Origin of the sequence: Rothia sp. HMSC08A08 (assembly GCF_001808385.1) — a bacterium.
Taxonomy (GTDB): Bacteria; Actinomycetota; Actinomycetes; order Actinomycetales; family Micrococcaceae; genus Rothia; species Rothia dentocariosa.
The window spans coordinates 87913-101010 of record NZ_KV793061.1 but is presented as its reverse complement, the minus strand read 5'-3'; the positions used below and the strand labels follow the sequence as shown (position 1 = coordinate 101010).

The 13098-nt window shown below is 54.9% G+C and carries 16 protein-coding genes, 1 tRNA gene and 1 riboswitch; of the genes, 9 read left to right on the top strand and 8 right to left on the bottom strand.

Going from position 1 to position 13098, the window contains the following annotated elements:
• The first annotated feature begins 93 nt into the window (after positions 1–93).
• From HMPREF3164_RS03520 to HMPREF3164_RS03510, 3 genes are all read left to right on the top strand, one after another.
• Complete coding sequence (locus tag HMPREF3164_RS03520; protein WP_070448937.1) at positions 94–942, top strand: VOC family protein; 849 nt, start codon at positions 94–96, stop codon at positions 940–942.
• A gap of 235 nt (positions 943–1177) precedes the next feature.
• Positions 1178–1711, top strand: a complete 534-nt coding sequence (locus HMPREF3164_RS03515; protein WP_070448935.1) for a GNAT family N-acetyltransferase — start codon at positions 1178–1180, stop codon at positions 1709–1711.
• Positions 1712–1887: 176 nt separating this feature from the next.
• Complete coding sequence (locus HMPREF3164_RS03510; RefSeq protein ID WP_246822594.1) at positions 1888–2589, top strand: TANK-binding kinase 1-binding protein (TBK1-binding protein 1); 702 nt, start codon at positions 1888–1890, stop codon at positions 2587–2589.
• A gap of 113 nt (positions 2590–2702) precedes the next feature.
• Here the strand turns inward: HMPREF3164_RS03510 and HMPREF3164_RS03505 are convergent, their stop codons facing one another.
• Positions 2703–3308 (bottom strand): DUF6318 family protein, encoded by a 606-nt coding sequence (locus HMPREF3164_RS03505; protein ID WP_139044854.1) that lies wholly within the window; start codon positions 3306–3308, stop codon positions 2703–2705.
• On the opposite strand from HMPREF3164_RS03505, the gene HMPREF3164_RS11030 reads away from it, so the two are divergent.
• Complete coding sequence (locus HMPREF3164_RS11030) at positions 3307–3618, top strand: hypothetical protein (protein ID WP_141744101.1); 312 nt, start codon at positions 3307–3309, stop codon at positions 3616–3618. The two genes, HMPREF3164_RS03505 and HMPREF3164_RS11030, sit on opposite strands and share 2 nt — an antisense overlap.
• Positions 3619–3767: 149 nt before the next feature.
• Here HMPREF3164_RS11030 and HMPREF3164_RS03500 read toward each other — a convergent pair whose 3' ends face one another.
• On the bottom strand, positions 3768–4340 hold the full coding sequence (locus HMPREF3164_RS03500; RefSeq protein WP_246822593.1) for a DUF6318 family protein: 573 nt from the start codon (positions 4338–4340) through the stop codon (positions 3768–3770).
• Between the two features lie 4 nt (positions 4341–4344).
• On the opposite strand from HMPREF3164_RS03500, the gene HMPREF3164_RS11315 reads away from it, so the two are divergent.
• Positions 4345–4752, top strand: a complete 408-nt coding sequence (locus HMPREF3164_RS11315) for a hypothetical protein (RefSeq protein WP_246822592.1) — start codon at positions 4345–4347, stop codon at positions 4750–4752.
• 54 nt (positions 4753–4806) lie between these two features.
• Here the strand turns inward: HMPREF3164_RS11315 and HMPREF3164_RS03495 are convergent.
• Positions 4807–4879 (bottom strand) — tRNA-Arg (locus HMPREF3164_RS03495).
• 64 nt (positions 4880–4943) lie between these two features.
• Between HMPREF3164_RS03495 and HMPREF3164_RS03490 the strand changes: the two genes are divergently transcribed.
• On the top strand, positions 4944–5906 hold the full coding sequence (locus tag HMPREF3164_RS03490; RefSeq protein WP_070448928.1) for a DUF4031 domain-containing protein: 963 nt from the start codon (positions 4944–4946) through the stop codon (positions 5904–5906).
• Between the two features lie 18 nt (positions 5907–5924).
• Here HMPREF3164_RS03490 and HMPREF3164_RS03485 read toward each other — a convergent pair whose 3' ends face one another.
• The 5 genes from HMPREF3164_RS03485 to HMPREF3164_RS03465 form a co-directional block, all read right to left on the bottom strand.
• Positions 5925–6173: a hypothetical protein gene (locus HMPREF3164_RS03485; RefSeq protein ID WP_013397829.1), complete on the bottom strand. Its 249-nt coding sequence runs from the start codon at positions 6171–6173 to the stop codon at positions 5925–5927.
• Between the two features lie 137 nt (positions 6174–6310).
• Complete coding sequence (locus HMPREF3164_RS03480) at positions 6311–7108, bottom strand: L-threonylcarbamoyladenylate synthase (RefSeq protein WP_070448926.1); 798 nt, start codon at positions 7106–7108, stop codon at positions 6311–6313.
• A gap of 284 nt (positions 7109–7392) precedes the next feature.
• Entirely contained in the window at positions 7393–8046 is a 654-nt protein-coding gene (locus HMPREF3164_RS03475) for a C40 family peptidase (RefSeq protein ID WP_048754131.1), read from the bottom strand.
• A 2-nt stretch (positions 8047–8048) separates the two neighbouring features.
• A riboswitch (cyclic di-AMP (ydaO/yuaA leader) is annotated at positions 8049–8232 on the bottom strand.
• A 666-nt stretch (positions 8233–8898) separates the two neighbouring features.
• A complete protein-coding gene (locus tag HMPREF3164_RS03470; RefSeq protein WP_013397831.1) occupies positions 8899–9603 on the bottom strand; it encodes an iron-dependent transcriptional repressor DtxR in 705 nt (234 codons plus the stop codon).
• 229 nt (positions 9604–9832) lie between these two features.
• Positions 9833–10372 carry a DUF3027 domain-containing protein gene (locus tag HMPREF3164_RS03465; RefSeq protein ID WP_239664661.1) on the bottom strand — a complete coding sequence of 180 codons (540 nt, stop codon included), beginning with the start codon at positions 10370–10372 and terminating at the stop codon, positions 9833–9835.
• 175 nt (positions 10373–10547) lie between these two features.
• Between HMPREF3164_RS03465 and HMPREF3164_RS03460 the strand changes: the two genes are divergently transcribed.
• Genes HMPREF3164_RS03460 through HMPREF3164_RS03450 form a run of 3 tightly spaced genes read left to right on the top strand, consistent with a single transcriptional unit; the run spans position 10548 to position 13076 of the window.
• Positions 10548–10814, top strand: a complete 267-nt coding sequence (locus HMPREF3164_RS03460) for a hypothetical protein (protein WP_013397833.1) — start codon at positions 10548–10550, stop codon at positions 10812–10814.
• A gap of 60 nt (positions 10815–10874) precedes the next feature.
• Positions 10875–11579 carry a response regulator transcription factor gene (locus HMPREF3164_RS03455; RefSeq protein ID WP_013397834.1) on the top strand — a complete coding sequence of 235 codons (705 nt, stop codon included), beginning with the start codon at positions 10875–10877 and terminating at the stop codon, positions 11577–11579.
• A gap of 6 nt (positions 11580–11585) precedes the next feature.
• On the top strand, positions 11586–13076 hold the full coding sequence (locus HMPREF3164_RS03450) for a sensor histidine kinase (RefSeq protein WP_070448924.1): 1491 nt from the start codon (positions 11586–11588) through the stop codon (positions 13074–13076).
• Positions 13077–13098: the final 22 nt, after the last annotated feature.

Below are 13098 nucleotides of genomic sequence, written 5' to 3'. Positions count from 1 at the left end.
CCCTCTCGCTCCCACCCGTCGCGCTCGTTTGCCGCGCATAATTCGCTCTTAGCGGTACCCCACCGCGCGGTGCGCTCATGCTACGATGACCGAATGGATCAGGTCATCACTCCCGCTATTTGGTGCGACGGCACCGCCGACGAAGCAGCACAGTTCTATACTGATGTTTTCCGCGATACATCCATTGCCGAGCAGGCGCCCGGGATTGTGACGACGGTCAGCATCCACGGTTTCAGGCTCTCGCTCATCAACGGCGGTAACCAGTACGCGCCAAACCCGTCGATCAGCTGCATCCTGAACTTTGATCCGCTCTTATTCGGCGGAGAGGAACAGGCCCGAGACTACCTTGATGAGCTCTATGAGCGGCTCAGCACCGGCGGCGTACTCATGGAGCTGGGTGAGTACCCCTTCTCCCCGCGCTACGCTTGGGTTCGTGACCGTTTCGGCATGACCTGGCAGCTCATGCTCACCGACCCGGACGGCGATCCGCGCCCCTTTGTTATCCCATCCTTCATGTTCGGCGGTACTAATCACGCTCATGCCGAGGAAGCCAAAGACGCTTGGATCGCCCTGTTTGATAACGCCCGCCGCGGTGCTCTGTACCGTTACGAGGAAGGCGGACCGCTGGATGCGGGTACGGTCATGTTCACCGACTTTACCCTGCGCGGCACCTGGATAGCAGCCACGGACTCTGGGACCTTCCACGATTTCACCTTCACGCCCGGAGTCTCCATGATCGTCTCCTGCCGCGACCAAGAAGAGATCGACCGCTACTGGGCGGGGCTCTCTGCTGTGCCCGAGGCCGAGCGCTGCGGCTGGTGCGTCGACCGCTGGGGTGTCTCGTGGCAGGTTGTCCCCCACAATATCGCCGAGCTCATGGCCGACGCCGCCACACGCGATAAGATCCTGCACATGGGCAAGATCGACCTGGCCAAGCTATAGGGTACTGACATCATCTGACCCCACTGTGAGGACTCCTCAGTAAATAGTAAAAGGAATTTCCACCATGAAACCCCTTGGCGTAATCGGTGGTATAAGTTCCGAAAGTAATACCCTGTACTATCAGATTATTACGGTTGATTCCTCCTATGTTTTATTATGTGAGCTCAGTGTTGAAGATGAGATTCATACGTTCTCGAAACACAAAATATGAGCTGAAAAATAAGTTAGGAAAAACATGAACTGTGTTGTTCGTTGGGCAGATATAAAGCACGAATGGGAACCATTTGAGAATGTTTTCTGCGGCAGCGATTGGCCATTCCATCTTGAACATAAAGTATCGCATGAGAGCCTCATACGCCGGTTTGAAGAGCAGGAATTCTCGGAACCTAATAACCGTGTTGCCTTTATTTACAACGATGGAGAGCACGTCGGTATTGCCATAGTGCACGGACTGCAAGATTCCACAGCAGAAATAGATATGCGTATTGCAGCGAAATATAGAAATCAAGGGATCGGGAGTATTGCGCTCATTAAGTTAACTGACCTTATTTTTGAATCCAAAAGCTCCATTATCCGCGTTGAGGGCAATACACGAAGCGACAATATTGCTATGCGTCGTGCTTTTAACTCTGCAGGTTGGGTTCACGAGGCGCATTATCGAGAAGCTGGAGTTACCGTTCAGGGTATCAGGTGCGATGTCATGGGATATGCGGTGATCCGTAGTGACTGGGAAAGCGGAGAGAGGACAATTGCGAGTCTGGGTGAGTAATAGAAAACTAGGCATGGTATGTCAGGATACAACCAACTTTGCGGCTGTCAGTTTCCGGTAGCAAATAAGAGTATCACGCGACAGAAGACCAAGAAGCCTGCCCCGCATATACTCCCATTCTTTTGGTAAAGGCCCCACGCTGACACGGCCAGTCACTCTGCGCAATAATGGAAGGTATGGGTCTATCACAAGGTCAGAAGAAGCGCCTGTACGGCGAACAGGCACAGCAGGGGCAGAGCCGACCGCAGTCCGGGCGAAAACCCCAAGAGCATAAAATTCATGAGCTCAAACAGGTCATGAATGACCGTGCCGTGCGCGCGAACGCGCCCGCCGAACAGCAGCGTTCGAAGACTTTTCTGTACGTGGCGGTCACGATCTCCCTGCTGCTGGGCGCCTATGCGGCGTTCTGGGTGCTGCCCAGTTACGGCAGGCTGGCGAACGCCCAAGTCCCCGATCTCTCCCCCGTCACCTCAACCGAAGCCCTATCCGCCTTCGCTTCCGGACTGGGCGACAATCTGGGTGCCTACACGTATGCGCATCGTTCGGTGGGCATAGTTTTTGCGCTCTTTTTTGGGCTTTCGCTGGCGTTTCTGGCGTACACGTCACGCCTGCCGAAGGTGCTGCGGGCACTGTTCACGGCGGCGCCGGTGGGCTACCTGCTCGCGCACATTGCCACGATTTTTATGCTGGATGCGGCGCTCGCCGACCCCGCGCATCAGCCCGGCGCTCTGAACGTGCTGTTACCTGTGGATTGGGCGCTGCTGCTTCTGTCTCTGGCGGGTATCGCATACCAGCTGGTGCGCAGCATTAAGGATGCGGCCTCCACCTTTATCGCGGGCGGGCCGAACGTCGAGGCAGATGGTAAATCCGAAAAATAACTTTTCACCCTCGTCCTCCTTGTATGAAAAAGGAACCCTACTTCACGATTAGGGTTCCTTTTTCATGGGAGGGCTCATGCAGAGCCCCGCACGGAAGGCGGGATCAGCGTTGGCTAAACTTTTGACGAAGCTGATGGACTACTTGTGCTCTCCTCACCTTCCTCTTTAATCTGGGTAACGACCCCTAGAACCTCCCACACCCCATGCTTGTACTCGGCAAGCAGACGTCCCGTAAACTTTTTGGTAACTTTAGCGCCGCCGGGCACAAGTTCTTCTGCGTTACCGTCATTGACCTCAAACGCACCATAGTCAACAGAAAAAGTGCGATCCCACGAGTAGTACTCACCCTCAGAATCTGGCACTTCGGTATCTAGAGTGTATGTGAATTTAGCGTTATCAACCCACCGTTTACCGTTGCGTACTTTTTCGAGCTTTTCTTTGGTCTCTGGGTCTAAATAATAGTTCTGCTCCACTTTATCCATGTTGCTTTGCTGGATCAGAGAATAATCACCCGTATTAATCGCATACTCAACCGCCGCCACCGCGTAGGCAATACTGTCTCTCAGTCCTTTAGCGGATTTTTCGTTCATAGTCGACGGTTTCTTGGGTTTGGGGGTGTTTCTCTGAGCGTGTTCTTTGGTGGCGGGCTCAAAAGTACCCGACTTCTCGTATTCGAGCACGGATTCAAAGTTAATATCGCCCTTGTAGCTGCCGCTCATGTCGATGCTCGAACTCGGGCTTGAGGACGGCGATCTTGATGCTGACGAACTGGAGCTTGAAGAACTTGACGAGGAACTAGAGCTCGATGAACTGGAAGAAGACGATGAACTAGAGGATGCGGGCGACGTCGCCTCAATCCCCTTCACCTTAGGGGCACAGGCAGATAAAAATACGGCACCGGCGCTAGAGCCCAGAACCAGTAAGGCGGTTCGACGATCGAACAGAGAAGACATGAGTAGAGTTCTCCTTATCGGAAGTGTAGGACAAATCGGTATATGTTTAAGTTTAGGCTTGCACTGCCTCTTTTAGCGCGGCACCGCGCACAAGTTCCCGTCATCATCAGCAATACTCGTCGCACAGGAGTATAGAGCAGTACAGCACGCACATTAGGTAGTCCGAAAGGATCAACAGAGTCCTTCGGAGATAAATACCTCTACAGAGGCAAGGGCACTTACGTTTTAGCTCTTAGACTTCGGCTGAATGGCAACCGCGCTGGTTATCCAAGCTCCGTTAATATACTGCGCCGTCAGATTACCTATAAATTTATCGCGATATATCATGTCGTGGTCTTCGTCTGAAGGGTACTCAACCTTGCCGTCAACAACCTCGAATTTACCGTACTCAACGATAAATTCACGATCCCATATGTATTCGCCATCGCCTTCAAGCCGGGGACTCTCTTCGGTGAGCGTATACTCGATCGTAATATTATCCGGCCAGAATGTGCCTTCGCGGGTTTTATCGAGTCTTTCCTTCTCTTCCCTCAAGAAGTAATTGCGTTCTGGTTCCGACATAGAGCTTTGCTCCAGCAGGGAGTAATCCCCCGTGTTATAGGCGTATTGCGTTGCGGCAATCGCAAACGCGATGCTCAGGTGGAGGCCTTTGAGCGACTTCTCATCCGCACCGGCAGGTTTCTTGGGTTTAGGAACATTTTTTGCCGGATGCTCCTTCGTAGCGGGCTCATATGTACCGGATTTCTCGTATTCCAGAACGGACTCAAAATCAATTTTTCCGCCATAGCTGCCGCTCATATCAATGTCGGTTGCGCCAGACTGCGATGGTGAGGATCCTGAGTTTGATGATGCAGAAGCTGACGAGGAACTGGCCGAGGCTGAACTCGACGATGAAGAGCTTGAACTTGAAGAGGCACTCGGCGATACATCAGACGACGATGCGCTCCCCGACCCGGAGCTTTCAGCGGTGGAATTACCACCGCACGCGCTCAATAGTGCCGCACCGGCTCCGGTTCCGAACACGAACAATGCATTTCTGCGGGTAAAAATAGAAGACATCATTGCCTCTCATAGATATGTATGGGTGTTTATCGGTCACTTTCAGAATAAGCGTATAGGGCTGCCTACTTCAGGATTTGCGGCAAAATGTTATGGAATCTTTATGTTCTACGCCCTCAACACGGGCAACGGCGCCCTGCAGATAAAATAAAACCCGCTTGATGCTCCTCCGCGAGGAAGCTGCATCAAGCAGGTTCGCTACCCGTGCCCCCGAGACGATTCGAACGTCCGACACCTTCTTTAGGAGAGAAGTGCTCTATCCCCTGAGCTACGGGGGCAACTCGTTCCATTATACGGGCATCACACAGGTTTTAGCATCTTACACGCCCCTAGAATAGACGAGTGAGTATTTTTATTGACCCGCCCGTCTGGCCCGCACACGGCACGGTCTTTTCGCACCTGATTTCTGACACTTCTTTGGCGGAACTTCACGATTTTGCGGCGAAAACCGGCATAAGTCCGCGTGCCTTCGATGCCGACCACTACGACGTTCCCGCGTATCGGTACGAGGGGCTGGTTCGTGCAGGTGCGCGCGAGGTGAGCGGGTCGCAGCTGACACGCATCCTGATAGACAGCGGGCTGCGGGTGCCATTGCGGGAACGCCCTAACAAAATACGCCCGCGTCTCATGCGCGTCTGGGACTCGTTGCTGCCCGGACACACAGCACTGGGCGAAAATCTGCTGGCGCGTTACGAGCAGCCGCATCGGAAATACCACACGAGCGTGCATCTTTCGGAAATGCTCACCGCGCTCAAGACGCTTTACGAACGACACCACACCGCAACCCCGCGGGCGGTACTTCTGGCGGCATGGTTTCATGATGCCGTCTACGAGGCAAATCCCGGCGAAGATGAGGCGGCTAGTGCCGACCTCGCACGTACCGCCCTCACTCCCCTGGCAAGCACCGGGTCTCTCACGAACCGCGAGGTTACCGCTATTGCGCACCTGATAGAGCTCACGGCTTCTCACCAACTAGTCGATGGTATTGAGGAATATACCTCTGGCGCGCTTACCCGTGCCGATGCAGCATTCTTCCTTGATGCTGACCTTGCGATTCTCGCCGCCGATAGCCCGCGTTATACCCGCTATGTCGCTGGGGTTCGCGCCGAGTACGCCCATTACGCTCCGGACGCCTTCACACGCGGCCGAGCGGCGATTCTGCAAGGTTTTCTGAACCGCACGGCGATCTATGCCTCAGACACCGCGCATCTTCTCTGGGATGCGCCCGCGCGTCTGAACCTCCGTACCGAGCTGGAGGGCTACCGCCCAGCGTTGAGCGAACAGCCCATTAAGGAGGCACACTAAATTGTGCCCACCGATGAGTTAGTCCTGCTCACTGCGGGGATTTTTTCGTGCCCTCGTTTTCTTGCGGTAGATCATGCGGGCACTTACCATGCCGATAATAATGCCTATGCCGCCGACGACAGAAACCCACATGGCCGGGTTACCGAGCGGCAGCGCGACGAGCAAACCGATCACAATACCCGGAATCGCGCCCGCCACCATGCCGACGGCAAGGTACGTAAATTCCTGGTCGGAGCTGTTCTTAGGGCTTTCAAACTGTGTTGGCATTCTTCTATGGTACCCGCATATCCTGCCCCGCAAGAACGCATTTTCGCCTCACGCCTAGAGACGTATACGGGGCGTGTGCCTGATCGACCATCAGACGCACGCCCCGTATAACCTACCGAAAATAGCCTGAGGCGGGCTTAGTAGTACATGCCGTGGCGATAATCCCAGCTGGGGAATGAGTCGCTCAGATGGCGCATAATCTCTTCATAGTCCAGACCCTTACGAATCAGGGTGGGGGCGGGGGTCACGCCGCGTTCACCGTGCTGTTCGGGCACCAGGTTGCCCTCGGCATCGACCATCGAGACCATCACGCCCTGTTCGTGGCGTGTTTCGTCGGTCTTATCGGGTTGAATGGATTTCACGTATTCATCGCCGCGCACAATCACGTCTACGCTGTTCTCGATGCGGTCGCCAATGCCCGTCACGCGCCCCTTATTCCCGATGCCCGAGGGGTTTGCCGAGCTCGCAAAGGTCAGTTTCCCTTCATTCTCCCAAAGGGCACGAACAATCTGTTCTGCGGGGGTGCCAAAACGCACCACGAAGCAACTGGTTGCGCGCGTATCGCGGGCAAGTTCCTTCGTCGTTTCATCCGGCAGGTACTTTTCAGCGTCTTCGCGCCAGGGCAGAATGCATCCTAAAAGAATGTCGTCGTCCCAGTGTTTCCGGTAGAATTCGCGGATTTCTGGGGTCATCTGGGCGAGTTTATCGAGTTGTTCTAAGGATGCGCACAGCACGACACCGGGCTTTTCGCGCTTGCGGAGCTTGGCATCAAATTTACGTTCGAGGCCTTCGCCATCAGTAGCCATGAGGATATAGCCAACCTTTGTGGGGGCGACGATCAGGCCGCCGGTACCTGAGAGGGTCGCTACAGCTGTTGGAGATGCCTCGCCCGTCCAGTCTTCGCGGATGGGAGTTGATGATGATGTATTTTCCATAGTTCAAGTATTGTACTCGCCTAGAAGATAAGGCAAGCCTATCTTTATATAGTCACATCATGAGATACTCACATGACCACGATGCGGTCTCTCCCGCGTTTTTCTTCCATAGAGCCGCAGTGTGAGGGCTTAAGCGTCTAGAATCCGCACGCAAGCCATGAGTGTGCACTAAGTCTGACACCGGAGGCAGAAGAATGTATACGCCTTCCAGAGCACGCAAAGACGGCACCTATCCGATTGGACGGGTGCCGTCTTTGTCTAAGTCTTCTCTATCTCAGATGAGATTAGAAAGCGGTGTAGTAACCATCGACAGGCATGTAACCATTGCCATCAACGGGGGTCAGCTGGGTACCCTGCGAGGGGTTCAGAGCGGAGACCATCTGGCCGTTACCCACGTAGATACCAACGTGGTTGTAACCGTTGGTGAACACGATGTCGCCCGGCTGGGGGTTCGCGGTTGCGCGAAGCTCAGTGGACATGGTGTAGGTGTAAGGAGTCAGCTTGATGCCCTGCTGAGCAAAGATGTAGGAGACGAAGCCGGAGCAGTCCCATGCACCGTAGGAGCGACCGCCCCAAACGTAACCGGTACCCTGAGCAGCCTTAGCTGCAGACACGATAGCGTCGCGGCTTGCGTTGTTGGTAGTGGGTGCAGGAGTCTTATCTGCTGCAGGAGCAGGTGCCTGTGCAGAAGTAGTCTCAACCTGTGCGGTCTGTTGTGCAGGTGCAACGTACTCGGTCTGCTGCTCAGCCTGAGGTGCAACGTAGGAAGTTGCGGGGGTCTGGTAGCTGCTGTAATCGTACTCGTAGCTGCTGTAGTCGTAGCTCAAGTCGGTTGCTGCAGGAACCTCAGCAAATGCGTTTGCGGGAATGTTGGAACCGATAACAGCAGCACCAGCAACAGCAACGATACCTGCGTTACGAACAATCTTCTTAGCCATTAGTAATATTCCTCCATTGCCTGACGAGGTAAGCTGTCGGGCGCGAGCATGGATTCACTCGGTCACTTGCGCGACTTAGCCCCTAGGCCTCTCCCCTAAGGAGAAACCGAAAAGTGGTTCCCCCGCTTCTGCCGTATATGGGTAGACGTTCCTTGAAGTGCTGGCAGAACTCGGCGGATTCACTCCAAAGGTGTCCTCTTACGATTAGGATTTGGACACAGAACGAGAATACACAGAAAACTCTCAGTTGTCACCTCTTGTCGCCACCTTTTTCACCCCAATAGTGTCAAATAGTCCGTAACACCGAGCTAGTAATACTTTACGAAAAGAACACTTGTTCTTCTAAAATAAGCCTCTGACTAGTAGTTTTATACAGCGTTCCGCGGATTTTAGGGGTTTTATCGGCACAAATATCCAGCATTCCCAGGTTTCTTTAAGGTTGATCCACATCTCTTAAAATTTTTTTCTGCGCGAACGTTAATTTTCTCCTGATAGTCGCACCGTAAAGTTTTGTCGTTTTACGGCAGCTTCCGCGCTATATCTGGGATGTATCCCCCAAAACCTGGTTTTGAACATCGCATCTGCAAAAGGCATATCCGGCATGGATGCACTATGACACGCTAAATTCTCGACGATACAGATATACCGTCCCGAAGAGTATAATCCGGCAGCCACCCCCTATATATTAAGGAGTAACCGCGGCTCACACCCGCTCACCCCCGAGATTTCAGGACATAACAGAACCGTGGAGCTCACCCTACGGTAAGCCCCACGGTCAATTATGAGATCTATACGGGAAGGCGCGCTATCAGCCGCCTTCTACAACCGCCCGGCTGGCGAACGATACATTCTTTAGAGTGCAGATGCGCGCTTGACCACAATAGCGTTCGCAACATCCAAATCCAGCGAGATAGAGGCGTCTTCGCCATCGGCACGCACAATTACATCGTTATTGTCGCCGCCGACCACAGACACCGAAGCACCAAAGGTAATACCGGCGTCGGCAAGCACCTTGAGCAGGTCAATATCCGTCTGGATAGATTCGGGGAAGCGTGAAATCGTGAAGCGATCCTCAGGTCCGGAATCACGGGCAGCAAGCGCCATAGGAACAGTACGTTCGTCGTTCTTTTCGCTGTCGATGCCGAGTTCTTCAAGACCGGGAATAGCGTTGCCGTAAGGAGAGAACTTAGGCTGATTGAGCATATCCAGAATGCGCCTCTCCACGTGATCGCTCATCACGTGCTCCCAGCGGCAAGCCTCATCATGTACATACTCGATATCCAGACCGATCACATCAGAGAGCAGACGCTCGGCAAGGCGGTGCTTACGCATAACCTCAACGGCCTTCTTGCGACCTTCATCGGTCAATTCGAGGTGACGGTCGGGCTCAACAGTGAGTAGTCCGTGCTTTTCCATACGCGCCACGGTCTGTGAGACGGTCGGACCGGAATGGTCTAAGCGTTCCGCAATACGCGCACGCATGGGGGTAATGCCCTCTTCCTCAAGTTCGAGGATGGTGCGCAGATACATCTCAGTGGTATCAATCAGATCGGTCATACCGTCTTATTCCCCTTATATACAACCTGCAGCCAAGCAAACGTAGCCTAGCCTTATATCGAACCTATATCTGAGTAACTATTATGTACCTTTTTAAGTAGTTTTGCCACGGATTACCCCGGCGCGTCGCTTGAAGCGAACTTTTCGCCTTAGAATCCATCTCGAAAATCGTTCCGAGTACATCCGCGAAAAGCAAAACTATCAAGGCGGCTCTCAGCAAAAGCTCACGCTAAACCTCTTCGGCATCCTCGGCGTCCTGCTGATCCTCAGCGGATGCGCCCGCCTCCTCAGCACCGTTGTTATCACGTTCACTGGCCTGCAGGCGATCCGCCCACGGCACCCATTCGGGGGCGAGAAGCGCATCATCACCGGGAATCAGACCGACCTCGCAGATAGTCGCGACCTTAGATCGAGGTGCCCGCGACAGAGTCGCAAACCAAAACCACCCGCGGTACCCCGGCAGCGTGCACTCAAAAAGATGTGTAGTCAAGCGCTCTTCTTCGCCGCGCAAATGATGCACCAGACCGATAGAGTTATGCGGTGCAACAGCTTCAACCCCGGTGAGTGCAATATCTTTTGCCTCCGCAAGAATATCGTCAACCTTCGTGGTGCGACGGCGCCTATGCGCAGGCCCCAGGGTGGGTTCCCCGGTAGGAAGTTCATCTTCCTTAACGACGAAAGGGTCATGCGCAGCTGCCGTTGTCTCGGCATCATGTTCAAGCGTGGGCACGGTAGATTCGTCGGGCTGTTGGTTCACCTGTTCAGACATACTACCTATTAAAGCATCTCCCAGCGCGATGACGGCGAGGAGTTCGTGTGATGTTTTCGTCCGTATGCGCCCATGTCAGACCCTAACCTGCGCAAACGCTGTGAATACTGCCCGTCACAGCGCAATATTGCGTTTTTCGGCGGGAGCAGGCCCATAAACCTGATACGGTTATGCCATGAGTAGCAAAAGCGTATCTTCCTCTGAGCCCGTAGAGGCCGCCGCTGCCCTTCCCTACACCCGAGCGATTCGCTGGCTAGGTGCGGGCGGCGGTATTCTAGCCGTAGTATGCGTAATATGCGGCGTCGTCATGCTCCTCATGAAATGGGCGGGGGCGCATCCGCCAGCGCTCATGAGTCAGATTCCGCTGATTCTGCTTCCGGTCGCTTTTCTTGCGCTCATGGTCAGTATTGTGCTGGCGGTTCTGCGCAGGCGAGCAAGCTAAGACGCGCATACCGGTACATAAGATTTTCCGATAATTTTTCTGGTGAAAGAAGAGTACACAATGTCTGCAGAAGCTAAACTGCTCGTCGTTGATGACGAGTTCAATATTCTAGAGCTTTTGGCTACATCCCTGCGGTTTGCGGGGTTTGAGGTTGTCACCGCCGGTAACGGTCGCGAAGCGATTGAAAAGGCGGAAAACGAACAGCCGGACCTCATCGTCCTCGACGTGATGATGCCCGGGATGGACGGCTTTGAGGTCACTCGCCGTCTGCGCGATGCGGGGCGCACGTACCCGGTGCTGTTCCTCACCGCGAAGGACGCCACCGAAGATAAGGTTGCCGGTCTGGGCGCGGGCGGTGACGACTACGTCACCAAGCCGTTCTCGCTCGATGAGGTGATCGCCCGCATCCGCGCTATTCTGCGCCGGTCACGCAACGCTCAGGAAGAAGACGACGCGATTTTGCGCGTGGACGACCTGAGCCTGAACATTGACACCCATGAGGTTTTCCTGGGAGACGAGGAAATCGACCTCTCCCCCACCGAGTTCAACCTGCTGCACTACCTGATGCTCAACGCAAACCGCGTGCTTTCGAAGGCACAGATTCTCGACCACGTATGGGAGTACGACTTCAACGGAGATTCCTCCATTGTGGAGTCGTACATTTCGTACCTGCGCCGCAAGATTGACAACAACCGCGAAGGACACGAACCGCTCATTCACACCAAACGCGGTGTGGGCTACATGATTCGCGGTTCTCGGAGCTAGTATCTCGTGCCACTGAAACCTGTTGATCGTCTTCCTCACTCGCTGTCGCTGCGAACCCAGCTGGTGCTGGTGACCTCGGTACTCATTGCGCTTGCTATCGCGGTCACCTCGCTCGTGGCGATTTCGGCATTGCGCGCCCAAATGGTGCATCAGCTCGACGAAGAGATGAAGGCGAGCTCTTCCTCGCTCGTTTCCTCCGTCGGGACCTCACAGACCCGGCAGGACGGGGCGGTCGGCTCGTACCGGGTCTATGTACTCGATCAGCACGGAAACGTGCTGTACTCGATTGCGGGAGCCGATCAGCAGGCGGAAAACGAGCCGGTTCTGACCGGCTGGGACTCCGAAAAGGTCAAGAAATACCACGAAACCGGCACGACCGTGAACTCGCGGACAGGCTCTAACGACTGGCGTATTATGCCGATTTCTTTGGAGTCTTCAACCAACGGTCAGGCATCTTCAATGGTGATTGCCCTGCCGCTGAAGCAGACGAACCAGGTGGTCGCGCTGGTTGGGGTGCTGACCTTCGCGTTCGGGCTTGCCACACTTGCCGCCGCGATCGCGATGACCTGGGTTATTGTGACCCGCACCTTCGAGCCGCTGGCGCGTGTGGAGCAGACCGCCGCGAAGATTGCCGCCGGGGATCTCTCGCAGCGCATCGAGGATTACAATCCCAGCAACGAGATCGGCAACTTGGCGATCTCGCTGAATACTATGCTCGCGCAGATTGAGAGTTCATTTAATGCACAGGCGAAGTCAGAGGCGAAGATGCGCCGGTTCGTGGGAGACGCCTCGCACGAGCTGCGCACCCCGCTGGTGAGTATTCGCGGGTACTCCGAACTATACCGCCAGGGTGCCCTGCCCAACGATGAGGCCGTGGCAACCGCTATGGGGCGCATCGAGGCCGAGTCGAAGCGCATGGGCCAGCTGGTCGAGGATCTGCTCACGCTGGCGCGCATCGACGAACGCCGTGAATCTAAACTCGCCCCCTTTGATCTGTTCCACCTGGCGGTTGATGCCAGCAACGACGCCTACGCAACGTCGCCGGATCGTGAAGTCTCGCTTGTGGGCCTTACCGACGATGTAGCCCCCACAAGTGCACCCGTGATCGGCGATGAATCACGGATGCGCCAGGTGGTCGCCAACCTGCTTACCAACGCGATGCGCTACACCCCGGCGGGCACGCCCTTAGAAATCGCGGTTGGCGTGCGCGAAGATGTTCCCGGGTACCCGCTCTCGGTTATTGAGGTGCGCGATCACGGCCCGGGTATTCACGGTGAAGACCGCGAGCGCGTATTCGAGCGTTTCTACCGCACCGATACGTCGCGTTCGCGTGATACCGGCGGCACCGGGCTGGGGCTGTCGATTGTGGCGGCGATTTTGGAGCAGCACGACGGTTCTGTGCATATTGAGGAAACGTCCGGAGGCGGTGCGACCTTTGTTATTAGCCTGCCGTTCTATCCGGCGCCGGTAATGACCGATAACGGCGTTTCGCAGTAGCCGCTGGGCGGGGAGATAGTTC